The sequence below is a fragment of the Mesorhizobium sp. CNPSo 4670 genome (assembly GCF_057784235.1).
On record NZ_JBWJFQ010000003.1, the window covers coordinates 370,863 to 394,677 of the forward strand.

Genomic DNA, 23,815 nt, shown 5'->3' on the forward strand with positions numbered 1-23,815 from the left:
GTCTGCTCTATTCGTCCGGGCTAATGCCCGGATTGGGTTGGATATTTTCCTTTGAATACGCTAGCAATCGGCAGCGCGCCGGAGCGCGGCAAATCGTTTGCCCATGTGGCCGAAGCCTCCTGGGGCAAGGGCCTCAGCACGTTGCTTCGTATCGTGCGCATGACGCTGCGCCATCCCTGGCAAGTCGCGATCACACTCGTCTCGACCTTCATCGCCGCGACGCTGCAGCTCTTCATTCCACGCTTGCTGGGACGCGCCATCGACCAGGCGCAGGGCGTCATGACCGCCGGAGCCGGTACCGCGGCCGAGCACGCGCTGTGGAACACCGCTTTGACGCTGCTCGTCGTCAGCATCCTGCGCGGTCTCTTCACCATGGCGCAGAACTATTACGGCGAGGCCGTCGGCCATCGGACCGGCTACGAGCTGCGCCTGGCTTTTTACGAGAAGATCCAGCGCCTGAGCTTCTCCTACCACGACCGGGTCCACACCGGCGATCTGATCACGCTCGGCCTGCTCGATCTCGACGGCGTGCGCATGTTCTTTTCCACGGGTATCCTTCGCGTCGTCCTGCTCGGGGTGCTGATCGGCGTCGGCGCCTATCTATTGATCAGCACCGATCTGGTGCTCGGGCTGTTGAGCCTGAGCTTCGTGCCGTTCGTCGCCTGGCGATCCTCGGTCACCCAGTTGGCGCTGCGCACCACCTGGCTGACTTTGCAGCAGCGCCTGTCGGTGCTGAGCCGGGTGATGGATGAGAATCTCGGCGGCATCCGTGTCGTGCGAGCTTTTGCGGCGCAGCGGCATGAGCTCGAAAAATTCGACCGCGCCAAGCAGGATGCGCTGGACCTCGCCAACAAGCGCGTCGACATCCGGGTCGGCAACACCGGCGCCATGAACTTCTCGTTCCTGGCCGCCATGGGCCTGGTGCTCTGGTTCGGCGGCCAGAAGGTGATCGCGGGTCAAATCAGCGTCGGCACGCTGGCCCAGTTCCTCACCTTCATGACCATCCTGCAGATGCCGGTGCGCCAGCTCGGCCTGATGGTCAATTCCTTCGCGCGCGCCTCGACCTGCGGCACCCGGCTGTTCGAACTGCTCGACGCCGAACTCGACATCAAGGACGCGCCCGGCGCCAGGGACCTCGTCGTCACCGAGGGCGTGATGTGCTTCGACAATGTCGGTTTCCGCTATGCGGGCGCGGGCGACCGGCCGACGCTGTCCGGCATTTCCTTCGAGGCAAGATCCGGCGAGACCATCGGCATCGTCGGCCCGCCCGGCAGCGGCAAGTCGACCATCGCGCATCTGATCCCGCGCTTCTACGACGTCACCTCGGGCAGCATCACCATCGATGGCCAGGACATCAGCAAGGTCACGCTGCAATCGCTGCGCAAGGCCGTCGGCGTCGTGCAGCAGGACGCGTTCCTGTTCACCACCTCGATCGAGAACAACATCGCCTATGGCAATCCCTGGGCACGCGAGACCCGCATCGGGCAGGCGGCCGAGTTCGCCCAGTTGCACAACTACATCATCGGCCTTCCCGCCGGCTATACCACGGTCGTCGGCGAACGCGGCGCCTCGCTGTCCGGCGGCCAGCGGCAGCGCCTGACCATCGCGCGTAGCTTGATGCTGCGGCCGTCGGTACTGGTCTTCGACGATTCCACCGCGGCCATCGACGCCGGCACCGAGCAGCGGATCCGGGCGGCGATGAAGCGGTTCGCCAAGGACCGCGTGACGCTGATCATCTCGCACCGGCTGAGCTCGCTGATGCATGCCGACCAGATCCTGTTCGTGGAGAACGGCCGGATCGTCGAGCGTGGCACGCATGAGGAGTTGCTGGCGCTCGGCGGTCGCTATCGCGCGCTCTACGACCTGCAGCTGCGGCCTGACGACGATCGGCCCGCGGCCATGGGTGCCGCTTGATGTCGAAACTGGGCGACGACGAGAAGGAAGACACCAGCGGGCGGCCGACAAAGGCTGTCGTCGGCTCGCACCGCGACGAGGAAGAGGTTTTCGGTAAGGCCTATGATCCGCGCATCGTGCGGCGTATCTGGAGCTTCGTGAAGCCGTATCAGAGCCGGATTTTCATCTCGGTCGCCGCAGTGCTGGTGTTCACGCTGACGCAATTGGCGATCCCGCTGGTCATCCGCTACGCCATCGACCACGGCATGGCGGCAGGCAGGCTCGACCAGTCGGTGATGATCTCCGCGATCAGTATTTTCACGCTGATCATCCTCATCAACTATGCCGCCAGCCATGTGCAGGAAAGCGTCGTCGGAAAGGTCGCAGAGAACGTGCTGTCGGACCTGCGCCGCGCCATGTTCAGCCACCTGCAGCGGGTCTCGCTGAGCTTCATGGACAAGACCGAGGTCGGCCGCCTGATGTCGCGCCTGCAGGGCGACGTCAATTCGATGCAGGAATTCCTCGAGACGTCGGTGATGTCGGTGGGCGACATCGTGCTTTTGTTCGGCATCGTCAGCGTCCTGTTGTGGCTGGATTTCCGGCTCGGGCTGCTGACGCTGTCCACCATGCCGGTGCTGTTCATCGTGCGCCTGTTCTGGCTGCCGCGCGCCAAGGTCGCCTTCATGGCCGCGCACGAGACCAACTCGATCGCGAACGGCGCGCTGGCCGAAGGCATCCATGGCGTGCGCACAGTGCAGAGCCTCGAACGCCAGCACGTCAATTTCGACCTCTATGACGAGAAGGTTCTGGCCAATCTCAATGCCCATCTGACGTCGGCGAAATATGCGCAGGTGATGGTGCCGATCGTTGACACGCTGACCGGCATCGCCATGGCGACGGTCATCGTCGTCGGCGGTTCGATGGTGCTGTCGCACAGCCTCGACGTCGGCGTCATGGTGGCGTTCCTGTTTTACATCCAGCGCTTCTTCGACCCGATCCGCTCGCTCACCATGCAGTACAGCGTCATGCAGCGTGCCATGGCTTCGGGCCAGCGCATCTCCGAAGTGCTCGACGTGCCGGTGGACGTCAGCGACAAGAATGGTGCCGTGGCGCTGTCGCGCGACATGGATGGCTCGGTCGAGTTCAGGAACGTCACCTTCGGTTACCGGCCTAACCTGCCGGTGCTGAAGGACATCTCCTTCCGCGTCAATCCGGGCGAGACCGTTGCGCTGGTCGGCCCGACCGGGTCGGGCAAGTCGAGCTCCATGGCGCTGGTGCACCGCTTCTACGATGTCTGGTCAGGTCAGGTCCTGGTTGGCGGCCATGACGTGCGCGACCTGACCCAGGATTCGCTCGGCGATCAGGTGGCCATGGTGCTGCAGGAACCGTTCCTGTTCTCCGGCTCGGTTTTGGAGAACATCCGCTATCACAAGACCGGCGCCACCCGCGAAGAGGTGGTCCGCGCCGCACAGGCCGTCGGCGCGCACGACTTCATCGAGAACTTGCCCGATGGCTACGACACCGAGCTCGAACAGCGCGGCGGCAATCTCTCGCTCGGCCAGCGCCAGTTGATCAGCTTCGCGCGGGCGCTGGTGGCCGACGCCAAGATCCTGGTCCTCGACGAGGCCACGGCCAGCATCGATTCCTACACCGAGATGCTGATCCAGAAAGCGCTGATAAAGCTGCTGGAAGGCCGCACCGGGCTGGTCATCGCACACCGGCTGGCCACCATTCGCGGCGCCGACCGCATCATCGTCCTGCAGAACGGCGAGATCGTCGAAAGCGGCAACCACGAACAGTTGATGGCACGAAAAGGGCTCTACGCCCGCCTCTACAACATGAACTATGCCTCCTTCGACGACATTTCGGAAGGCGAGCTGGAATTGGACGCGGCGGTCGGCAAGGCGACATGACCAGGTTGGTCGAATGACGACAGCCGATTTTTTTGGCTTCGGGCCTTAACTTTCGCGGTGTGGTTTTTACATCTTAGGGGGCTGGAGACGATCGAGCTTGAGGAGGCTCCCGTGCAGCAACCAGAAGACATCGCCGCCCGCCGATTGGGCATTCTCATCGAGCAATATGTGGAAGCGCGCAAGAAGCGCTACGACTATGTGTCGACCGAGCAGGCCTATCTGGCCATCCGGCAGATCCTCAAGCCCGCCATTTCCGATCGCGAACTGGACGACATGGTCGCCTCGCTTGCCGTCAAGAACGGGCTGGCCGTCGTTTTCGATCGCCAAACCAAAGCGCCTTTCGACGACATTCCTCCACCGGCAAGCAGATAGTTAGGCTGGCCCATCTGTGATTTTCAGGTGGCCAAGCGAATCCGCTTGCCACGAAGCCTCACTTAATAGCATGTTAAGTGAACCCTGAGATCACCATGAAAACCGCTGCGGATCACGCACTCAACGACAACGCCGCAACCGGCGCGGAAGCCCGCCGCTCCACGGTGTTGGGTGATCGCATCAAGGCCTATCGCACCGCGCGACGCCTGACGCTGCGTCAGCTCGGCGACTTGATCGGCACCACCGCCAGTTTCCTGAGCCAACTCGAGCGCGGTCTTTCGGGAGCCAACACCAGCACGCTGATGCTGATCGCCAATGCACTCGGCATCGGCCTCGCCGATCTTTTCGACGAAAGCGAAGTCTCGGCGCACGCGGTGCTGACACGCGCCGAACGACCCGCGCTGCCGACCAGCGAAGGCTACCGCAAGACGCTGCTGTCGCGCCGGCCAATCCGCGAGATGGAAGTCTATTGCGGCGAATTCGCCGTCGGCGGCTCGACCGGCGACCTGCCCTACACGCATGGCAACGCGCACGAAATGTTCCTCGTGCTGCGTGGCCGGCTGCAGCTGACGCTGGGCGACGAGAGCTTCATCCTCGAAGAGGGCGACAGCATCGAATATTCGACCTCGACGCCGCACAGGACCATCAATGTCGGCGACACTGTGGCCGAAGTGCTGTGGATCATCGCGCCGTCGACAAGCGGCGCCGTCGATCTCGACCAATATGTGGCCCGGAAATCACTCGCACCCGGACTGCCAAAATCAAACAGCGAGTCATCGGAGGGTTAAGAAAATGGGAAACAGATCAATAGTGTCCGGGCTTGTCGGCGCCGCCGCACTGGCCTTGATTGCAGCCGCCGCGGCTCATGCGCAGAGCGCGCCGCCGGCCGGCACCGTGGTGGACGGTTCGCTGAAAGGCAAGACGCTGACCTTCGTCTCCTATGGCGGCATCTACCAGGACGGCCAGGTCGCCGCCCTCAAGGAATTCGTCGACAAGAGCGGCGTCAAGCTGCTGAACGATGGCCCGACCGAAATCGCCAAGCTTCAGGCACAGGTCGAGTCTGGCAATGTGACCTGGGATGTCGTCGATACCGACGATTTTCCGCCATTCGTGCATTGCGGCAAGCTGTTCCAGAAGCTCGACCTGACCAAGCTCGACGTTTCGCACATCCCGGCCGGACAGGTCGGCGAGTGCAGCGTGCCGGCGATGAACTACGGCACCGTGCTGATGTACAAGAACGCGACCTACAAGGACAACCCGCCGAAGGATTGGAAAGATTTCTTCGACACCAAGAAATTCCCGGGCACCCGCGCCATCGACGGCAGCGGCAGCCCGATCGGCGGTCTGATCGAACAGGGCATCCTGGCCGACGGTGGCTCGGTCGACAACATGACGCCCGCCGACATCGACAAGGGCATCGCCAAGATCAAGGCCATCGGTCCGGACACGATCTTCTGGAAAACCGGCGCCGAGTCCCAGCAGCTGGCAGAATCCGGCGAAGCCGACATGATCATCATGTGGACGGGCCGCGCCATGACGGCGGTCAAGAACGGCGCTGCCTATACGCCGGTGTGGAAGGACTGGCTGGTCGTCATGGATCAGCTGACCATCCCGGTCGGGGCTAAGGACACCGACGCCTCCTATGCGCTGATCAACGCCTATCTCGGCAAGAAGTCGCAGGAGGTCCTGACCGAGCAGACATCATACTCACCGATCAACACCGAGGCGCAGCCCAAGGTGGATGCTTCGGTCGCCGCCTTCCTGACCAACACGCCGGAACACGCCAAGCAGGGCTACCAGCAGAACATCAAGTTCTGGGTCGCCAATTTCGCCACCGCGTCCGACAAGTGGACGGCGCTGATGGCCGGCAACTGAGCCGGCCGAACGCCAAGGTGAAAGTGTGAGCCAGACATCACATACTCTGGCGGCCGGGGGCGACAATCCCCGGCCGGAAGGTGGCGTGCAGGGGCCGCAACGGCGCCTGCGCCTCGCCGCCTATCCTTCGCTGCTCGCGATGCCTGCCTTGCTCCTGCTCATCGCGGCGATGGGCTATCCGCTGCTGACCGTCACGCTGCGCAGTTTCTCGGACCCCGCCTGGGGAATGCAGAACTATGTCTGGTTCTTTTCCACGCCGGTGAACGTCACGGTTCTGTGGCGCACCTTTTCCATTGCCGCCTGGGTCACCATCGTCTGCGTCATCGCCGCCTACCCCTATGCCTACCTGATGACAGCGGTCGGGCCGCGCATGCGGCTTGTCCTCATCCTGTGCGTGCTGGTGCCGTTCTGGGTCAGCGGCGTGGTGCGCACATTGGCCTGGGTCATCCTGCTGCAGGATTCCGGCATCATCAATTCCGTCGTCAGGCTGCTCGGCTTCGACACCGTGAAGTTGATCCGCACACAGACCGGTGTGGTGATCGGTATGGCGCAGGTGCTGCTGCCCTTCATGATCCTGCCGCTCTATTCGGTCATGCGCGGCATCGATTTGCGGCTCGTGCAGGCGGCGCGCAGCCTCGGGGCGCGGCCCTCGCTTGCCTTCCTGCAGATCTATCTGCCGCTGTCGCTGCCTGGTGTGTTCGCCGGCGCCATCATCGTCTTCATCCTGTCGCTCGGATTCTACATCACCCCGGCCCTGCTCGGCGGACCCCGCAGCACCATGCTGTCGACACTGGTGCAGAGCCAGGTGCTCAGCCTGCTCAACTGGGGCCGTGGCGGCGCCATGGGTGTCGTGCTCCTGGTCGCGACCTTCGTGCTTCTGGCGCTCGCCGCACCGCTGATGCGCCAGCGCCACAAGCAGGCGTCCAGATCATGAGACTGGCGCCGTTCCGCATTCTGCTCGGCCTGTTCTGCCTGCTGGTTGCCGTGTGGCTGGTGATGCCGACGCTGGTCATCATCCCGATGTCGTTCAACGAGAAGAAGTCGCTTGCCTTCCCGCCATCCGGCTTCTCCTGGCAGTGGTACGAGAATTTCTTCACCAACCCCGACTGGCTGACCAGCTTCTTCAACTCGCTCAGGGTCGCGGGCCTCGTTGCCATCGCCGCCACGTTGATCGGCACGCTGGCGGCACTCGGCCTCAGCCGCATGAAACATTCCGGCGCCGGCCTGCTGCGCGCCGTCCTGATCACACCGATGATCGTGCCCGGCGTGGTGTTGGCGATCGGCATCTATGCCGTCTATCTCGACTACCAGCTCGTCGGCACCACCACCGGCTTCGTCATCGCGCACACGATGCTGGCGATCCCCTTCGTCATCATCGCCGTGTCGGCAAGCCTCGAAGTCTTCGACGTACGGCTGGAGACGGCGGCGGCAAGCCTTGGCGCCGACCGCTTCACCGCATTCCGCACCGTGACCTTGCCGTTGATCGCGCCCGGCATCCTTTCGGGGCTGCTGTTTGCCTTCGTCACCTCATTCGATGAAATCATCGTCGCGCTGTTCATCACCAGCCCCTATTTGAAGACCTTGCCCGTGCAGATCTTCACCAGCATCACCCGCGACGCCGACCCGACGGTGACGGCCGTCGGAACGATCATCTTCATTGCCACGACGCTGGTGATCAGCGCCGGGCTGATCATCAGCTCGAAATCGACCAGGAGTTGAGATGGCTGCGTCCGACAGCAAAGAACGTGGCGCGGCCATCGACATCAAGGCCGCAACCAAGCGTTACGGCAATTTCACCGCGCTCGACGACGTCAGCCTTCACATCGAGCCGGGCGAATTCATGACGCTGCTCGGCCCCAGCGGCTCGGGCAAGACCACCACGCTCAACGTCGTGGCCGGTTTTACCGACCTGACCTCAGGCGACCTCGCCGTCGGCGGCAAAAGCATCGTCGCGCTGCCGGCGCACAAGCGCAACATCGGCGTCGTCTTCCAGCACTACGCACTGTTTCCGCACATGACCGTCGGCAAGAACGTCGCCTATCCGCTTGCCCTGCGCGGCTTGGACAAGCAGGCGCGCGATCGTCACGTCGCGCGCGCGCTGGACATGGTCAAGATGGCCGACTTCGCGCATCGTTACCCAGCCGAGCTTTCCGGCGGCCAGCAGCAGCGCGTGGCGCTGGCGCGCGCCATCGTCTTCGATCCGCCGCTGCTTTTGATGGATGAGCCGCTCGGCGCGCTCGACAAAAAATTGCGCGAATGGCTGCAGCTGGAAATCAAGCGTTTCCACCGCGAGCTTGGCACCACCTTCGTCTATGTGACGCATGATCAGGAAGAGGCGCTGGTTCTGTCCGACCGCATCGCCGTGTTCAACCAGGGACGCATCGAACAGGTGGGAACCGGGCGTCAACTCTACGACGAACCGGCGACATTGTTCGTGGCGAAGTTCATCGGCGAATCGACCAGTTTGCGTGGTGATGCCCAGACGTCGGGCGGCGAGACCAGCCTGACCATCGCCGGCCAGAAGGTCGTTGCCGGCGGCAAGCTCGCCAGCGGCCAGAAGCCGGTGGTGCTGCTGCGGCCGGAAAAGCTTTCGCTTGCCAGCACGAACACGCCTCCAGCCGCCGGACAGAACAGCCTCACCGGCCAGGTCAGCGAAGCAATCTATCTGGGCTCGGGTTCGAAATACCAGGTGACGCTCGGCGATGGCTCGGTCGCCATCGTGCGCGCGACGCTGGAGGCCACGCCTTTCTCGATTGGCGACACGGTCGATCTGCGCTGGTCGGTCGTCGATGCAAAACTTCTTGCCGACGACGACCGCGCCGACATGACGATGACCTGATCGCTCATTTCCCTCGCAGGATTTTTAAACATGGACGCCAAAGTCAACGGCAACGTCTCGTTCTGGTATGCCGACATTGGCGGCCTGCCAGCCTATCGCGCGCCGCTTCCGGGCGACCTCGAAGCCGATGTCTGCATTGTCGGCGCGGGCTATACCGGCCTGTGGACGGCCTACTATCTGAAGAAGGCCGATCCTTCGATCCGCATCGCCATCGTCGAAAGGGAATTCGCCGGCTTCGGCGCGTCCGGCCGCAATGGCGGCTGGCTGTCCGGCGGCTTCAGTTGGTCACGCGAGAAATATCTGCAGACATCGACCCGTGGCGCCGTCATCGACATGGAAACCGCCATGCACGGCACGGTCGACGAAGTGATCGCGGTGACCGAGGCCGAAGGCATCGATGCCGACATTCGCCGCGTCGACAATCTGACGGTTGCCACCAACCCGCCGCAGCTGGAGCGGATCAAGGCCGCCTATGCGGATGCAATCGGCTGGAGCGTCCCGCGGGAGCGCGTCAGCCTGATCGGCCAGGCAGAGGCCAAGGCCCGCATCAACATCAGGAATGTGCTTGGCGGTTATGTCCACCACGGCACCGCGCGCGTCCAGCCGGCCAAGCTGGTGCGCGGCCTGTCCGAAGCCGTCGAGCGCCTTGGCGTGCCGATCTACGAACAGACGACCGTGACGAGTATTGAGAAGGGCAAGGTCACCACCGATCGCGGCACGGTGCGCGCGCCCATCATCATCCGCGCCACGGAGGGGTTCACGGCCGGCTTATCAGGCAATGAGCGCCTCTGGCTGCCGCTCAACAGTGCGCAGATCATCACCGAGCCGCTGCCGCAATCGCTGTGGGACGAGATCGGCTGGGACGGCCACGAGCTCCTGGGCGACGCAGCACACGCCTATTGCTATGCCCAGCGCACCCGCGAAGGCCGCATCACCATGGGCGGGCGCGGCGTGCCCTACCGCTATGGGTCGCAGACGGATGTGCGCGGACAAACACAGCAGGCGACCATAGAAAGCCTGCACGCGATCCTCACCCGCCTTCTGCCGCAGACCAGCAAACTTCGCATCGACCACGCCTGGTGCGGCGTGCTTGGTGTGCCGCGCGACTGGTGCACGACCGCCGGCCTCGACCTTGAGACCGGCATCGGCTGGGCCGGCGGCTATGTCGGCCTCGGCGTGTCGAGCTCCAACCTTTCGGGCCGGACGCTGCGCGACCTCATCCTGCGCCGCGACACCGAACTGACCCGCCTGCCCTGGGTCAACCGCCAGGTCAGCAAATGGGAGCCCGAGCCGATGCGCTGGCTCGGCGTCCACTCGATGTATCAGCTCTACCGCGTCGCCGACGAGCGTGAGGAAGCGGGCCTCCAGCACACGTCGAAACTGGCAGCCATCGCCGACCGCATCACCGGGCATTGAGCCCTATCGCGCCACACGTCTGATCGAAAAGCCACTTTCAGTGCCTGCCCGGAGACCGCCATGACCGACTTCCAGACCTTCGCCCATCTCGCTGCGATCGATCTCGGCGAGCCCGAGCCCAAGCCGACCTCGATCAACGGTAATCAACTCGAAGCGTCGAAGACGCTGTGGACCTCGCCGGACGGGACGCTCGAAGTCGGTGTCTGGGCATGCACGCCCGGCCGGTTCACCGCCTCGCGCGACAGCAATTCCGAAACCTGCCACATCGTGTCGGGCCGGGTCTCGCTGCATGGTCCCGATGGCCGCAGCAAGGAGGTTCATGCCGGCGAAATGCTGGTGCTGCCGAAAGGCTGGAAGGGCGAATGGACGATCCACGAACCGACGCGCAAGCTCTACATCCTGCACTTCGAGGCGGCGTGAGCTAGTCGTCGTCCGAACCGCTGGCGACCGGCTTGCCCTCGATCGCCTGCCGCAATGCGTCGTTGATCCTGTCCTGCCAGCCGGGGCCATCGGCCTGAAAATGGTCCAGCACTGATCGATCGATCCTGATCGAAACAAGCTCCCTGACACCTGGAGCGGCCGAGGGCTCGCGAGGCGGAGCAACCGGCTTCTTGACTGGCTTGAAGGCGGCTTCGGCCGCCGTCATCGGATCTGTCGGCCGGCGCGGGGGATTTGCCATTGGGTGACCCTGACTGGAAGACGACTCATGCTCGCCGATGAGGCTACACGTTTGCGCCACCTTAGCCCAACTGGCGCCAATGCGCAGGCCCATTTGGCCAGGACCCTGTCTTCGATCCTTACCCCCAACCGGCCAGCGACTTTCGCGGCACACGCTGGCGCCGGTCACTCGGCGGCTTGAAGAATTTGTGCGTCGACGATGATCCTGATCTCGGCACGGCAAGAGCCGCAATTCGTGCCGGCATGCAACGCCGCCCCGATCGCCTCGACGCTGGCGCAGCCGCCTCGCACCGCTTGCGCGATCTGGTTGGCGCCGACGCCGAAGCAGGAGCAGACGATGGCCCCGCGATCGACGTCAACCCCGCCCGGCCGCCCGGCCACGATCGCCAACCTGGCGCGCCGATCGACATGATCGGCGTTCAATTGATCCGCCGCCCAGCCGCGCGACACCGCGACCGGACCGGGCGCCACGAACAAGGCGCCCGACAAGTGATCGCCGTCGAAAGCCGCAATGCGATGCTGGCCGGCATCGCGGTCATGATAGGCGAGGATTTCGGCGCCAGGCGGCGTGCCGAACAAGGACCCCGCGAAGCCGACCCAGTCGATGCCGTCATCGGCAAAGGCGAGTTCGACCCGCCAGCCGCCCTTGCATTTGGCCGCGGCCCAGTAGGTCGCGGTATCCGGCGCCGGCCTCTGCCGCATCACCGCGAAGCCGAAGGCTTTTGCCGCGAATTTCTCGATCCGGGCGGCGACATGTTTCAGTGCCGGCTGGCTGGAGATCGGATCAGTGAGCGGCGCGGTCAGCGCGTCGAGCCGGCCTTTTGCGGCGAATTGATCCGTCCAGTGCATCGGTGCAAACAGGCTGCCCTGGCGCTGGCGTGCCGTCACCAGCGCGCGTACCAGCACGTCTCCGCGCGGGCTGGAAACGCGCGCGATGTCGGCGTCGCCGATACCGAAGCGCTGCGCATCTGCCGGATGGATTTCGACGAAGGGCTCGGCAATGTGCTGGGACAGACGCGGGCTTTTGCCGGTCCGCGTCATGGTGTGCCAGTGATCGCGAATGCGGCCGGTGTTGAGAATCAGCGGATAGTCCGGGCTGGTGCGGGTCTCGACGTCGGGACGGATGGCGATGAAGCGCGCCTTCCGGTCTGGTGTGTAGAAATTGCCGTCGGCGAAGAAGCGGGTGCTGGAAGAGCCACTTGCGGCCTGGGCGCGCTCCTCTGGCTGATGTCCAGCTTGAGCACCCCCCTCTGGCCTGCCGGCCATCTCCCCCGCAAGGGGGGAGATTGGCAGTTTCGGCGTCCCTGCTCTTTCTCCAAAGTTGGCGATTGACGAAAGCCGGTGCGACATCCGATCTCCCCCCTTTCGGGGGAGATGGCCGGCAGGCCAGAGAGGAGTGGCTGGGCTCGGCGCTGGCCACTGGAACGGGGCCAATTCCTCATACCCGTCCGCATCAATCCCGGCATAACCGCCAATATCGAAATCCCGCGCGCCGTTGTTCTCGAACCCCGAAAGCGCCGCATGTTCGGCAAACACCTCCGATGGCGACGCATAGGAAAATGCCTTGCCAAAACCCATCCGCTTGCCGACTTCGGCGACGATCTGCCAGTCGGGCCTCGCCTCGCCGGGCAGGTCCAGGAACGCGCGTTGGCGTGAGATGCGGCGTTCCGAATTGGTGACGGTGCCGCCCTTCTCACCCCAGGCGGCTGCGGGCAACCGGACATGGGCGTGGCGGACGGTGTCGGTCCTGGCCAGCACATCCGAAACCACGACGAACGGGCAAGCCTTGATCGCCGCTTCGACGGCATCGGCATCCGGCATCGAATCGACAGGATTGGTGGCCATGATCCACAGCGCCTTGATGCGCCCGTCGGCCACCGCCTGAAACATCTCGACAGCCTTCAAGCCGGGCCTTTCGGCAATGGCCGGCGCAGTCCAGAAGCGCTGCACGCGGTCACGATGTTCGGGATTCTCGATCTCCATATGGGCGGCCAGCATGTTGGCCATGCCGCCGACCTCGCGGCCGCCCATGGCGTTGGGCTGGCCGGTCACCGAAAACGGCCCAGCGCCAGGTCTACCGATGCGGCCGGTGGCGAGATGGCAGTTGATGATGGCGTTGACCTTGTCGGTTCCCCACGACGACTGGTTCACCCCCTGGCTGTAGACCGTCACGGTTTTCGCGGTCGCGGCGAACAGGCTGTAGAAACGGCCAAGCTCGTCTTCGCTCAGCCCCGTGGCGGCGGCAACGCCGGCAAGATCGAGCGCCGATGCGGCGAAAAGCGCTTGCCCGAAGCCGGTCGTGTGATCGGTGATGTAGGCGCGGTCCAGCGCGTTGTGCTGGCCAAGATAGGCGAGCAGCCCGGTGAACAGGGCGACATCGCCATCGGGCGCGATCGCCAGATGCATGTCGGCGATGTCTCCGGTCATGGTGCGGCGCGGATCGACCAGCACGATCTTCATCTCCGGCCGCTTTTCCCGGGCCGCGGCGATGCGCTGGTAGAGCACGGGATGGCACCAGGCCAGATTGGAGCCGACGAGCACGATGAGGTCGGCAAGCTCCAGATCCTCATAATTCCCCGGCACGGTGTCGGAGCCAAAGGCGCGGCGGTGGCCGGCGACCGAGGAGGCCATGCACAGGCGCGAATTGGTGTCGATGTTGGCCGAGCCGACAAAACCCTTCATCAGCTTGTTGGCGACGTAATAATCCTCGGTCAGCAACTGGCCAGAGACATAGAAGGCGACGGCATCGCGACCGTGCTCGGCGATGGTTTGCGAGAAGGTCGAGGCGACGAGGTCGAGCGCCTCGTTCCAGCCGGCGCGGCGGCCGTAGATTTCCGGATGAAGCAGCCTGCCATCGAGGTCGATGGTCTCGGCAAGTGCCGAGCCCTTTGAGCAGAGCCGGCCGAAATTCGCCGGATTGTCGGGGTCGCCGCGGACGGACACTTGCCCGCCCGCGGCGACCTTCGCCAGCACGCCGCAGCCCACCCCGCAATAGGGGCAGGTGGTCCTCACCTCGCGCGCTACGTCAATCTCCATGTGTCAGGCCGCGCGGCTGGCCAGCGCTTCCAGCGCAATGAACAGACGCTCGCCTTCGACCCGCACCGGGATAGTGCGCACCGCGCCCTCGTCGGCGCCGAGCGCCCTACCCGTCTCCAGCGAGATCACCCAATTGTGCAAGGGACAGGTCACCGCCGTGCCGTGCACGATGCCTTGGCTCAGCGGCCCGCCCTTGTGCGGGCAATGGTCGTCAATGGCGTAGACCTGATCGTCCGCCGTGCGGAAGACAGCGATCTTGCCTTCCGGCGTGTCGACGCAACGCGCGCCACGGCGGGGGATGTCTGAGAGCGTGCCAATTGCGATCCAGTTCATCTTGATCACTCCGCCGCCTGCGCAAACCCGACCGAAGCCATCGGCCGGAATTCGTGCTTGTCCTTGCCGGACACGCGTTCCGACCACGGGTCGACCTGGGCGAATTTCTGGCTGAAGACGAAGCGGTCGAAATAGGCTTTGCGCTTGCTCGCATCGTCCATGATCTGGCGCTTGATTTCGGGGATTCCGATGCGCTTGGCCCATTTGTAGATGCGCTCGAGATAGCGGCCCTGTTCGCGGTACATCTGCGTCAGCGCCACGATATGCTCCAGCGCCTCGTCCTCGGTCCTGACCAGGCCGAGCACTTCGGTGCCCTTGATGTCGAGGCCGGCCGCACCGGCGAAATGGATCTCGTAGCCACTGTCGACGCAGATGACGCCGACATCCTTGCAGGTCGCCTCGGCGCAGTTCCTCGGGCAACCCGACACCGCCATCTTGACCTTGGCCGGGGTCCACGACCCCCACATGAATTTCTCGATGCGGATGCCCAAGCCCGTCGAATCCTGCGTGCCGAAGCGGCACCAGTCCGAGCCGACGCAGGTCTTCACGGTACGCAGGCCCTTGGCATAGGCGTGGCCGGAGACAAAGCCGGCCTGGCCGAGATCCGCCCACACCGCCGGCAGGTCTTCCTTGCGGATGCCGAGCATGTCGATGCGCTGCCCGCCGGTGACCTTGACCATCGGGATCTCGAACTTGTCGACGACATCGGCGATGGCGCGCAGTTCGGCGGCATTGGTGACGCCGCCCCACATGCGCGGCACCACCGAATAGGTGCCGTCCTTCTGGATGTTGGCGTGGACGCGCTCGTTGATGAAGCGCGACTGGTAGTCGTCGGCGTAGTCGTCCGGCCAGTCGCAGACGAGATAGTAGTTCAGCGCCGGCCGGCATTTGGCGCAGCCGCAGGAGGTCGTCCATTCCAGCTCCTGCATGACGGCCGGAATGGTCTTCAGGCGCTTGGCCATGATCAGCCGGCGCACTTCGTCATGGCCAAGTGTCGTGCAGCCGCACATCGGCTGTACCGCGGCCGGGTTGTATTTGTCGCCGATGGTCAGCACCATCAGCTTTTCGACCAGCCCGGTGCAGGACCCGCAAGAGGCCGACGCCTTGGTGTGAGCACGCACATCGTCGAGCGAGGTCAGGCCCTTGGTCGTGATCGCGCCCGTGATCTTGCCCTTACAAACGCCGTTGCAGCCGCAGATTTCCGCATCATCCGGCAAGGCTGCAACGGCCGCCATAGGGTCCAGCGGGGCACCCCCCTGGTAGGACTGGCCGAATATGAGCGTTTCGCGCATTGGCGAAATGTCGGTCTGCTTCTTCTTGAGGTCGTTGAACCAGGCGCCGTCCGCCGTCTCGCCGTAGAGCACCGTGCCGATGATGCGATCGTCCTTCAGCACCAGGCGCTTGTAGACCCCGGCGGCCGCGTCGCGCAGCACGATCTCCTGGCGGTCTTCGCCCTCGGCGAAGTCGCCCAGCGAGAACAGGTCGATGCCGGTGACCTTGAGCTTGGTCGGCGTGTCCATGTGGACGAAGGCCGCCGCCTCGTTGCCGGCCAGTTGTTGGGCGGCGACGCGTGCCATCTCGTAGAGCGGCGCGACCAGCCCGTAGACCTGGCCGTTGACCTCGGCGCATTCGCCAAGCGCGTAGATGTCGGGATCGTTGCTGCGCATGCCGGCGTCGACGACGATGCCGCGATTGACGGCAATGCCGGCTTCCTTGGCAAGCGCCGAATTCGGCCTGATGCCGACCGCCATGACCACCAGCGTCGCCGGAATGACGGTGCCGTCGGCGAGTTCCACCTGTCCGACCTTGCCATCGCCCGTGATCGCCTTTGTGTTGGCCTTGGTGATGACCTTGATGCCGCGTTGCTCGACGGCGCGCTGCAGGAGATAGCCGGCGGCCGGATCGAGCTGGCGCTCCATCAATGTCGGCATGACATGAAGCACGGTGACGTCCATGCCTTGCGCGTTCAGCCCGGCCGCTGCCTCCAGCCCGAGCAGGCCGCCGCCGATGACTACCGCCTTAGCCCGCGACTGCGCGGCGAGCATCATCGCCTGCACGTCGTCGAGGTCGCGATAGGTCAGCACGCCCGGCAGATCATGTCCGGGCACCGGGATGATGAACGGCACCGAGCCGGTGGCGATAACGAGCTTGTCATAGGGTTCGGTGACGCCGTGATCGGAGGTGACGGTCTTCGCCGCCCGGTCGATGGCGATGATCTTGTGGCCCTTGTAGAGGGTGATGTTGTTGGCGATGTACCAGCCGTCGCCGTGGATGATGATTTCCTCGTAGGCCTTCTCGCCCGACAGCACCGGCGACAGCATGATGCGGTCGTAATTGACCCGCGGCTCGGCGTTGAAGATGGTGACAGTGTAGCGGCCCGGCGCCTGTTCCAGCAGGTGCTCCAGCATGCGTCCGGGGGCCATGCCGTTGCCGATGATGACGAGTTTCTCGCTCATGATGCTACTCCGCGGCTTCGACGAAGCGGTGGCGTTCGTAGAGGAACTTCAGCACCGCCTCGCGGCAGCGCAGGAAGGTCCGGTCGGAGGCGAGCTCGATGCGCCGGCGTGGGCGCGCCAGCGGCACCGCAAGCACCTCGCCGATGGTCGCCGCCGGGCCGTTGGTCATCATGACGATGCGGTCGGAGAGCAGCACCGCCTCGTCGACATCGTGGGTGATCATGATCGTCGTCGAGCCGAGCCGCGAATGGATGTCCATCACTGCGTCCTGCAGATGGGCGCGCGTCAGCGCATCGAGCGCGCCGAAGGGTTCGTCGAGGAGCAGGATCTTCGGTTCCATGGCCAGCGCCCGGGCGATGCCGACGCGCTGCTTCATGCCGCCCGAGATTTCCGCCGGGCGCTTGTCCCTGGCATGCGCCATCTGCACGAGGTCGAGATTGCGCATGATCCAGTCATGCCGCTCGGCCTTGCTCTTGCTGCGGCCGAAGACTTTCGACACCGCGAGATTGATATTTTCGTAGACGGTCAGCCACGGCAGCAGGCTGTGGTTCTGGAACACCACGGCGCGTTCGGGTCCGGGGCTGTCGACCTCCTTGTCCTCGAGCAGCACGGCGCCTGCGGACACTGTGGTCAGCCCGGCGATCAAATTGAGCAAGGTCGACTTGCCGCAGCCGGAATGGCCGATGATCGAGACGAATTCGCCTTTGTCGATGGTCAGGCGGATGTCCTTCAACACCTCGCTGACCTGATTGCCGCGGGCAAAGGATTTGTCGATATGGTCGAGCTTCAGATAGGCCGTCATGGCGCTTCCCTCACTTTGACGTTGTGCCGCGGGTGACGAAGGCGCCGACCACCGCGACCAGGCGGTCGAGGCAGAAGCCGGTGACGCCGATATAGGCGAGCGCAACGATGATGTCGGGCAGCCGCGACGAGTTCCACGCATCCCAGATGAAGAAGCCGATCCCGACGCCGCCGGTCAGCATTTCGGCGGCGACGATGGCGAGCCAGGACAGGCCGATGCCGATCCTCAGGCCGGTGAAGATGTAGGGCGCGGCGGCCGGCACCATGATCTTCACGAAAAACTCGACCTGGTTGAGCCGCAGGATGCGCGCGACGTTGCGGTAGTCCTCGGGGATGTTGCGCACGCCGACGGCGGTGTTGATGATGATCGGCCAGATCGAGGTGATGAAGATGACGAACAGCGCCGACGGGCTGGAATCGCGGAACGCGGCCAGCGACAGCGGCAGCCAGGCCAGCGGCGGCACGGTGCGCAGGATCTGGAACACCGGATCAAGGCCGCGCATCGCCCAGATCGACTGACCGACCAGCGCGCCGAGTGCAACGCCGACGATCGCCGCCAGGCCAAAGCCGATGGCGACCCGCTGCAGCGAGATCAGCACCCGCCAGGCAAGCCCGATATCCTGCGGGCCATTGTTGAAGAACGGATGCGCGATCAGGTCGTAAGCTTCGTTCCACACCTGGCTCGGCGGCGGCAGGCTGGCGGTCGGCGACGAGCAGGCGATCTGCCAGACGACCAGCATGAGGGCGATGACGATGGCCGGCGGCACCAGCGCACTGGCCAGTTTGCCGGCGATCACCATCGGATCGAAACGGCGCCGCGCCTTGGCGGTGAAAGCGATGACCTCCGCTGGCCTGGCGGGGAACGCTTTCACCGTTGTGTCCTCGATTGTCTGGATCGACATGTCTGGGAAAAACTCCTTGGTCGGAATCTCCGCAACGGCGCAAGGCGCCGTTGCGACAAAGGGCGCAATGCGCCGTTTGCGCTGGCTCAAGCGGAGGCCTTGATCTTCAGGCTGTCGAGATAGGCGGACGGGTTGGCCGGGTCGAAGATCTTGCCGTCGAAGAAGGTCTCGACGCCGCGCGACGAAGACGCCGGAATGTCGGCTGCCGCCACGCCAAGGTCCTTGGCCGCCTCGCGCCACAGGTCCTCGCGGTTGACCTGATCGACCAGCGCCTTGATGTCGGTTGTCGGCGCGAACTTGCCCCAGCGGATGTTCTCGGCGAGGAACCACGAGTCATGGCTTTTGAACGGATAGGACACGCCGCCCTTCCAGAACTTCATGTAGAGATCGGTGCCGGTGGCGACGCGGCCATTGCCGTAGTTGATGTCACCCTTGAGGCGGCCGATGATGTCGGCGACAGGCACGTTCATCCATTGCCGCTTGCCGATGATGGCGGCCATCTCGTCCTTGTTCTCCTTGGCCTCGCACCATTGCTGGGCTTCCATGACGGCCATTAGGATCGCCTTGGTGGCGTTCGGGTATTTGTCGATGAATTCGGCGCGCAGGCCGAGCGCCTTTTCCGGATGTCCCTTCCACAATTCGCCCGTCGTGGCGGCGGTGAAGCCGACGCCCTGGTGGACGAGCTGCTCGTTCCACGGCTCGCCGACGCAGAACACGTCCATGTTGCCAACCTTCATGTTGGCCACCATCTGCGGCGGCGGCACGACGATGGTCGAGACGTCCTTGTCGGGATCGATGCCGCCGGCGGCTAGCCAGTAGCGCAGCCACAAATCATGGGTGCCGCCCGGGAAGGTCATGGCGGCCTTGATGTCCTTGCCGGCGGCCTTCTTGGCGGCGAAGGCCTCCTTCAGCTTCGAGGCGTCGAGGCCGACACCGGTGCCGGCGTATTCCTGGGCGACCGAAATGCCCTGGCAGTCGTAGTTGAGCCGCGCCACGATCGCCATCGGCATCGGCTGGTTGTTCTGCGTCACCTTGCCGGTGTGCATCAGGTAGGGCAGCGGCGTCAGAATATGGGCGCCGTCGATGCCGTTGGCCGCGCCGCCGAGCATCAGATTGTCGCGCGTCGCGCCCCAGGACGCCTGCTTGAGCACCTCGACATCGGGCATGCCGAACTTTTCGAACAGCCCCTTCTCCTTGGCGATCATCAGCGGTGCCGCATCGGTCAGCGCGATGAAGCCGAGCTTGGCGCCGGTGACTTCCGGGGCGGTCGTGGCCGCATAGGCGCCGGAGGGGAAGAGCTTGCGGGCGGCCATGAACAGCCCCGCCGTCATCGCACTGCTGACCAGAAAATCGCGCCGCGTCACATCCCTGGGAGATGTTCCCGTCCCGATCCATGTCTTCACTGTCTTCTTCATCGTCATCTCCGGTTGAACGCGGTCCGCGCCGTCGATTGTTGGCCTAAAACAAAAAAGCCGCCGGCCAGGTCTTCGCGTCCGGAAATCCGGATCGCGTCTTGACCTGAGCGGCAGCTTTGCCTGTGGGCGCCCGCCATTGGACGCCTGTTCCGTGACCCGCGAAGGGCCTGGCTATTTCAAAGCATGAACCATGCCAGTTTGGAGTGAAAGGAAAAACATCAATGAAATCAGTGAAACGCGCCCGCCCCCGACGCGCCAGGCGATACGGCAAGCAGGCCAAAGATTGTTCATTAGAGCAATCGCACGCACAAATTTTGTGCAACGCACAAGAATGGCGCGAAAATGATCAGGCTTCCCTACGGGTCGATTTCTGGGCGGCAATGTAGCCTTCGATCTCGTCGGGATCGAAGATCTGGCCGTCGAAGAAGCCATCGGGGCCGAGCACCAGGCCGGCCCCTGTCGCGCCGACCGCGGTGGCCACGCGCAGCGCCCCCTCGACCTTCGAATTGGCGCCGGGCAGTGCAACGCCAAGCGGTTTCAGCGCCGAACGGTAGAGGTCGGGACGGTAGCAGTCGCGGGCGATAGTGAGATTGTCGGGCGTATGTTCGACATGCCCCCAGCGCACCATCTGCGTGTAGAACCACAGCGCATGGCTCTTCCACGGAAAATTCGCCGCCTTGTCGAAGGGCAGGAAGAAGTCGTCGATATCCAGCGCCGCGCCGCCACCCAATTGGAGATGGCCGGTCAGGACCGGCATCTGGACCGACGGCGGCAGGCCGAGGAAGCCGGGCTGCGCCATAACCGCGGCCAATTCGCCATGGTTGGCCGGATCCTGGCACCAGTGCGCCGAGTGATGCAACGCGCGCAGCAGCGCCGCCAACGCGTCGGGGGACTGCTCGGCCCAGACCTTGCGCACGCCGATCACCTTCTCCGGGCTGTTGCGCCATATCTGCGCCTTGACGGTGACGATGTGGCCGGTGCCGGCGGCAACCGCGGCGCTGTTCCAGGGTTCGCCGACGCAGTAGCCGTCGATCCGCCCAGTGGCCAGCGCGTCGGCCATGAAAGGTGGCGGCACGATGACGATCTCGATCTCGCGCGTCGGATCGATGCCGCAGGCGGCGAGCCAATAGCGCAGTTCGTAATTGTGCCCGGAATGCGGATGCACGACGGCGAAGCGCAGCGGGTCGCGCGCCGCAGCGGCGCGCTCGCGGATGAGCGCGCCAAGTGCGGCACCGGCGCGCGCCGGGTCGAGATCGGGCGCAGCACCATGCGCTGCCATGCCGGCCCAGACGGCATTGGAAATGGTGACGCAATTGCCGCCGAGACCGAGCGAGAACGGCACGATGGTCTCTGAAGCGAGCGGCGTCAGCCCGAGATTGCAGGCGAGCGGCATCGGCCCAAGCATATGCGCGAGATGGAAGTGGCCGATGGCGATGCGGTCGCGGATGTTGGCCCAGGACGTCTCGCGGTGCAGCGTGAGGTCGATGCCTTCGCGCGCGGCAAAGCCAAGCTCGCCGGCCGCGACCAGCACGGCGCTGTCGAACAGCGGCATGAAGCCGGCAGTGATCTGATGCTCGGCGCCCATGCTCATTCGTCCTCCGCCGGTCCCAGCAGCCCGGCGGCGGTCACCAGGCTCTGGGCGATGTCGCTGATCTTGCGGTTCTGGTTCATCGCCGTCTTGCGCAGCAGCGTATAGGCGGCCTCCTCGCTCAGGCCGCGCGACTTCATCAGGATGCCCTTGGCGCGATCGATAACCTTGCGGCTCTCGAGTTCGCTGCGCGCTTCTTCCAGTTCGCGCGCCATGCGCGAAAAGGCGTTGAAGCGGCTGACCGCCATGTCGAGGATCGGCTTGACGCGCTCCTGCCGCAGACCGTCGACGACATAGGCCGAAACGCCGGCATCGACCGCCGCCTCGATCGAGGCCTGATCGGAGCGGTCGACGAACATGGCGATCGGCCGCTTCACCGCGCGCGACAGCTGGAACATGTTTTCCAGCATGTCGCGGTTCGGGTTTTCGAGGTCGATGACGATGACGTCGGGCTCGATCTCGGCGATCCGTCGTGCAATGCCGGTCACGTCATGGATGACGGTGACCCGCTCATGGCCGGCCTCGCGCAACCCCGCCTCGATTATCGCGGCGCGGATGCGGTTTTCGTCGATCACCAGGACGGCGAGTGCGGTTCGGACCATGCCCCGCATTGTGACCAAGCGAGGGAATTGTGCAATGCGGGATAACCGGCGATCGCGACATTCGCTGCGCATGGCACGCTGAAATGGCTGCACCGCCGCACCAGCATGGTCCTGGCCTCCTATGATCTCGGTGTCATCAGAACGATAGCCGACCGGGTTATGCCTGCGCAGGGGCCTGTGGTGGAACAGGGGCCGACCAGGTCTTCCAGGATCCGCAGCACCCCTGTGCCCAGCAACGCGCCGACCTGGAGCTTGATCCCGCAAAACGAATCCGTTTCGGGGAAGATCATGCTCAAACCCAGAGATAGAGCCAAAGAGAGACGAGATGTGGCTGAGTGAATTCGAAATTGTCCTGCGCGACCGCGTTATCCCCAATGGCGCCATCCGGATCGAAAACGGCCGCATCGAAGAGGTCCGCGACGGGCCTGTCGAGAACGCCGACATCGTGGGTGGAGGCCGCCTGCTGCTGCCCGGTTTCATCGACATGCATGGCGACATGGTGGAGAGGGAAGTGGAGCCACGCCTCGGCGTGCACGTACCAATGACGATCGGCATTGCCGAGCTCGACAAGAAGCTGGCCTCCTGCGGCGTGACCACGGCCTATGCTGCGCTCTCCTTCATCGGCGCCAGCGTCACCAGCGGCGTGCTGCGCTCGGAAGAGCATACGTCTGATATCATCGAGACCATTGCCGGACTGAGGGACCACCTGTTGGTCGATCATCGCATCCATGCCCGCTTCGAGGTGACTTTCGCCGCGGCCATCGGCGTGCTGCAAAGGCTGATGGACGCCGGCAAGCTGCACCTGATCTCGCTGATGGACCACACGCCCGGACAGGGGCAGTACCGCGACGTCGAACTCTACATCGCCCGCATCGCCAAGGAGCGCGGCATGTCCGTTGCCGAGGCATCCGAGATCGTCGGCCAGCGCATCGCCGGTCGAAACGGACATGGCGACGTCCTCAGCACGCTGCAGGACCTGTCGGCATTTGCCCGTGCCCGCGGCATCGTGCTCGCCTCGCATGACGACGACACGCTGGAGAAGGTGGAATTCGTCCATGGCCTGGGCGCCGCGCTCAGCGAATTCCCGGTGACCCTGGAGGCGGCACAAGAAGCCCGCAGGCTCGGAATGCACACCGTCATGGGCGCGCCCAATGCACTGCGCGGCAATTCCTATTCCGGCAATCTTTCCGCCCGGCAGGCCTATGAGGCCGGACTGCTCGACATGCTGGCCAGCGACTACCACCCAGCCTCGATCCTGCCCGCTGTGCTCAGCCTGGCGGCGCTGGATGACGGTGACCTTGTGGCGGCCGTGGCGCTGACCAGCACCAACCCGGCCAAGGCATTGGGGCTTGACGACCGTGGCGCCATCGAGACGGGACTTCTGGCCGATCTCGTCGTGGCCGATCGCCAGCCGGTCGCACGCGTCCGGGCCACCTTCCGCACCGGCCACATGATCTACAGCGACGGCACGCTGATGCCGCGCTGGTGACAGTGCACTTTTTGCTGTTTTCGCCTTGCTGCCGTTGTGTGCAGACTAATCGCCTACCCGCATTGTCGTCTCTGCCTGCCACAGCGTTGCGCCTAGGCACCGCTATCCAACAAAATCTGTGGCCAACCACCCTTCCGCGCCTTCGCGAATATCCGCATCACACCGGCATTTGTAGTAGTCTCAGCCTGAAAATCCTGGCTGAGAATC

Annotated in this window: 20 protein-coding genes; 11 read left to right on the plus strand and 9 right to left on the minus strand. The window is 64.2% G+C overall.

Features of this window, described 5'->3' with window-relative positions:
• Window positions 1-51: 51 nt before the first annotated feature.
• The 10 genes from AC0ZT5_RS08175 to AC0ZT5_RS08220 all read left to right on the plus strand — a co-directional run bounded on the left by AC0ZT5_RS08175 (window position 52) and on the right by AC0ZT5_RS08220 (window position 10,728).
• Window positions 52-1,914 (plus strand): ABC transporter ATP-binding protein, encoded by a 1,863-nt coding sequence (locus tag AC0ZT5_RS08175; RefSeq protein ID WP_488496004.1) that lies wholly within the window; start codon window positions 52-54, stop codon window positions 1,912-1,914.
• On the plus strand, window positions 1,914-3,806 hold the full coding sequence (locus AC0ZT5_RS08180; protein WP_488496005.1) for an ABC transporter ATP-binding protein: 1,893 nt from the start codon (window positions 1,914-1,916) through the stop codon (window positions 3,804-3,806). Before AC0ZT5_RS08175 ends, AC0ZT5_RS08180 begins: the two co-directional genes overlap by 1 nt.
• A gap of 111 nt (window positions 3,807-3,917) precedes the next feature.
• Window positions 3,918-4,178: a hypothetical protein gene (locus AC0ZT5_RS08185; protein ID WP_488496006.1), complete on the plus strand. Its 261-nt coding sequence runs from the start codon at window positions 3,918-3,920 to the stop codon at window positions 4,176-4,178.
• Between the two features lie 95 nt (window positions 4,179-4,273).
• Complete coding sequence (locus AC0ZT5_RS08190; RefSeq protein WP_488496007.1) at window positions 4,274-4,966, plus strand: helix-turn-helix domain-containing protein; 693 nt, start codon at window positions 4,274-4,276, stop codon at window positions 4,964-4,966.
• A gap of 4 nt (window positions 4,967-4,970) precedes the next feature.
• Window positions 4,971-6,053: an extracellular solute-binding protein gene (locus tag AC0ZT5_RS08195; RefSeq protein ID WP_488496008.1), complete on the plus strand. Its 1,083-nt coding sequence runs from the start codon at window positions 4,971-4,973 to the stop codon at window positions 6,051-6,053.
• 25 nt (window positions 6,054-6,078) lie between these two features.
• Window positions 6,079-6,987, plus strand: a complete 909-nt coding sequence (locus AC0ZT5_RS08200; RefSeq protein ID WP_488496009.1) for an ABC transporter permease — start codon at window positions 6,079-6,081, stop codon at window positions 6,985-6,987.
• Window positions 6,984-7,772 carry an ABC transporter permease gene (locus tag AC0ZT5_RS08205; protein ID WP_488496010.1) on the plus strand — a complete coding sequence of 263 codons (789 nt, stop codon included), beginning with the start codon at window positions 6,984-6,986 and terminating at the stop codon, window positions 7,770-7,772. The genes AC0ZT5_RS08200 and AC0ZT5_RS08205 overlap by 4 nt, the downstream gene beginning before the upstream one ends.
• 1 nt (window position 7,773) lies before the next feature.
• Window positions 7,774-8,892: an ABC transporter ATP-binding protein gene (locus AC0ZT5_RS08210; protein ID WP_488496011.1), complete on the plus strand. Its 1,119-nt coding sequence runs from the start codon at window positions 7,774-7,776 to the stop codon at window positions 8,890-8,892.
• 30 nt (window positions 8,893-8,922) lie between these two features.
• Window positions 8,923-10,308 (plus strand): NAD(P)/FAD-dependent oxidoreductase, encoded by a 1,386-nt coding sequence (locus AC0ZT5_RS08215; protein ID WP_488496012.1) that lies wholly within the window; start codon window positions 8,923-8,925, stop codon window positions 10,306-10,308.
• A 60-nt stretch (window positions 10,309-10,368) separates the two neighbouring features.
• A complete protein-coding gene (locus AC0ZT5_RS08220; RefSeq protein WP_488496013.1) occupies window positions 10,369-10,728 on the plus strand; it encodes a cupin domain-containing protein in 360 nt (119 codons plus the stop codon).
• A 1-nt stretch (window position 10,729) separates the two neighbouring features.
• Here the strand turns inward: AC0ZT5_RS08220 and AC0ZT5_RS08225 are convergent, their stop codons facing one another.
• The 9 genes from AC0ZT5_RS08225 to AC0ZT5_RS08265 all read right to left on the minus strand — a co-directional run bounded on the left by AC0ZT5_RS08225 (window position 10,730) and on the right by AC0ZT5_RS08265 (window position 22,119).
• Complete coding sequence (locus tag AC0ZT5_RS08225; RefSeq protein WP_488496014.1) at window positions 10,730-10,987, minus strand: BrnA antitoxin family protein; 258 nt, start codon at window positions 10,985-10,987, stop codon at window positions 10,730-10,732.
• A 164-nt stretch (window positions 10,988-11,151) separates the two neighbouring features.
• Window positions 11,152-14,022: a nitrate reductase gene (locus tag AC0ZT5_RS08230; protein ID WP_488496015.1), complete on the minus strand. Its 2,871-nt coding sequence runs from the start codon at window positions 14,020-14,022 to the stop codon at window positions 11,152-11,154.
• 3 nt (window positions 14,023-14,025) lie between these two features.
• The gene (gene nirD, locus AC0ZT5_RS08235; protein ID WP_488496016.1) at window positions 14,026-14,355 is read right to left on the minus strand and encodes a nitrite reductase small subunit NirD; all 330 of its coding nucleotides are present in this window, start codon (window positions 14,353-14,355) and stop codon (window positions 14,026-14,028) included.
• 5 nt (window positions 14,356-14,360) lie between these two features.
• Window positions 14,361-16,811, minus strand: coding sequence for a nitrite reductase large subunit NirB (gene nirB, locus AC0ZT5_RS08240; protein ID WP_488496017.1), 2,451 nt, complete (start codon window positions 16,809-16,811; stop codon window positions 14,361-14,363).
• Between the two features lie 4 nt (window positions 16,812-16,815).
• Window positions 16,816-17,613 carry an ABC transporter ATP-binding protein gene (locus AC0ZT5_RS08245; RefSeq protein WP_184874447.1) on the minus strand — a complete coding sequence of 266 codons (798 nt, stop codon included), beginning with the start codon at window positions 17,611-17,613 and terminating at the stop codon, window positions 16,816-16,818.
• Between the two features lie 10 nt (window positions 17,614-17,623).
• Window positions 17,624-18,514, minus strand: a complete 891-nt coding sequence (ntrB, locus tag AC0ZT5_RS08250; RefSeq protein WP_488496018.1) for a nitrate ABC transporter permease — start codon at window positions 18,512-18,514, stop codon at window positions 17,624-17,626.
• A gap of 86 nt (window positions 18,515-18,600) precedes the next feature.
• Window positions 18,601-19,929 carry a CmpA/NrtA family ABC transporter substrate-binding protein gene (locus AC0ZT5_RS08255; protein ID WP_488496019.1) on the minus strand — a complete coding sequence of 443 codons (1,329 nt, stop codon included), beginning with the start codon at window positions 19,927-19,929 and terminating at the stop codon, window positions 18,601-18,603.
• A 346-nt stretch (window positions 19,930-20,275) separates the two neighbouring features.
• Window positions 20,276-21,514 (minus strand): CmpA/NrtA family ABC transporter substrate-binding protein, encoded by a 1,239-nt coding sequence (locus tag AC0ZT5_RS08260; protein WP_488496110.1) that lies wholly within the window; start codon window positions 21,512-21,514, stop codon window positions 20,276-20,278.
• A gap of 2 nt (window positions 21,515-21,516) precedes the next feature.
• Window positions 21,517-22,119, minus strand: coding sequence for an ANTAR domain-containing response regulator (locus tag AC0ZT5_RS08265; RefSeq protein WP_477282790.1), 603 nt, complete (start codon window positions 22,117-22,119; stop codon window positions 21,517-21,519).
• A 325-nt stretch (window positions 22,120-22,444) separates the two neighbouring features.
• Here AC0ZT5_RS08265 and AC0ZT5_RS08270 point away from each other — a divergent pair, with 325 nt between their 5' ends.
• Window positions 22,445-23,608: an alpha-D-ribose 1-methylphosphonate 5-triphosphate diphosphatase gene (locus AC0ZT5_RS08270; RefSeq protein ID WP_488496020.1), complete on the plus strand. Its 1,164-nt coding sequence runs from the start codon at window positions 22,445-22,447 to the stop codon at window positions 23,606-23,608.
• The last annotated feature ends 207 nt before the right edge of the window (window positions 23,609-23,815 follow it).

Excerpts from the sequence above, each read along its gene's own strand:
- ntrB (WP_488496018.1), bottom strand. The coding sequence starts at position 18,514 with ATGTCGATCCAGACAATCGAGGACACAACGGTGAAAGCGTTCCCCGCC.
- AC0ZT5_RS08220 (WP_488496013.1), top strand. The coding sequence starts at position 10,369 with ATGACCGACTTCCAGACCTTCGCCCATCTCGCTGCGATCGATCTCGGC.
- AC0ZT5_RS08260 (WP_488496110.1), bottom strand. The coding sequence starts at position 21,514 with ATGGGCGCCGAGCATCAGATCACTGCCGGCTTCATGCCGCTGTTCGAC.
- AC0ZT5_RS08205 (WP_488496010.1), top strand. The coding sequence starts at position 6,984 with ATGAGACTGGCGCCGTTCCGCATTCTGCTCGGCCTGTTCTGCCTGCTG.
- AC0ZT5_RS08265 (WP_477282790.1), bottom strand. The coding sequence starts at position 22,119 with ATGGTCCGAACCGCACTCGCCGTCCTGGTGATCGACGAAAACCGCATC.
- AC0ZT5_RS08225 (WP_488496014.1), bottom strand. The coding sequence starts at position 10,987 with ATGGCAAATCCCCCGCGCCGGCCGACAGATCCGATGACGGCGGCCGAA.
- AC0ZT5_RS08195 (WP_488496008.1), top strand. The coding sequence starts at position 4,971 with ATGGGAAACAGATCAATAGTGTCCGGGCTTGTCGGCGCCGCCGCACTG.
- AC0ZT5_RS08255 (WP_488496019.1), bottom strand. The coding sequence starts at position 19,929 with ATGAAGAAGACAGTGAAGACATGGATCGGGACGGGAACATCTCCCAGG.
- AC0ZT5_RS08190 (WP_488496007.1), top strand. The coding sequence starts at position 4,274 with ATGAAAACCGCTGCGGATCACGCACTCAACGACAACGCCGCAACCGGC.
- nirD (WP_488496016.1), bottom strand. The coding sequence starts at position 14,355 with ATGAACTGGATCGCAATTGGCACGCTCTCAGACATCCCCCGCCGTGGC.
- AC0ZT5_RS08210 (WP_488496011.1), top strand. The coding sequence starts at position 7,774 with ATGGCTGCGTCCGACAGCAAAGAACGTGGCGCGGCCATCGACATCAAG.
- nirB (WP_488496017.1), bottom strand. The coding sequence starts at position 16,811 with ATGAGCGAGAAACTCGTCATCATCGGCAACGGCATGGCCCCCGGACGC.
- AC0ZT5_RS08245 (WP_184874447.1), bottom strand. The coding sequence starts at position 17,613 with ATGACGGCCTATCTGAAGCTCGACCATATCGACAAATCCTTTGCCCGC.
- AC0ZT5_RS08180 (WP_488496005.1), top strand. The coding sequence starts at position 1,914 with ATGTCGAAACTGGGCGACGACGAGAAGGAAGACACCAGCGGGCGGCCG.
- AC0ZT5_RS08215 (WP_488496012.1), top strand. The coding sequence starts at position 8,923 with ATGGACGCCAAAGTCAACGGCAACGTCTCGTTCTGGTATGCCGACATT.
- AC0ZT5_RS08230 (WP_488496015.1), bottom strand. The coding sequence starts at position 14,022 with ATGGAGATTGACGTAGCGCGCGAGGTGAGGACCACCTGCCCCTATTGC.
- AC0ZT5_RS08270 (WP_488496020.1), top strand. The coding sequence starts at position 22,445 with ATGTGGCTGAGTGAATTCGAAATTGTCCTGCGCGACCGCGTTATCCCC.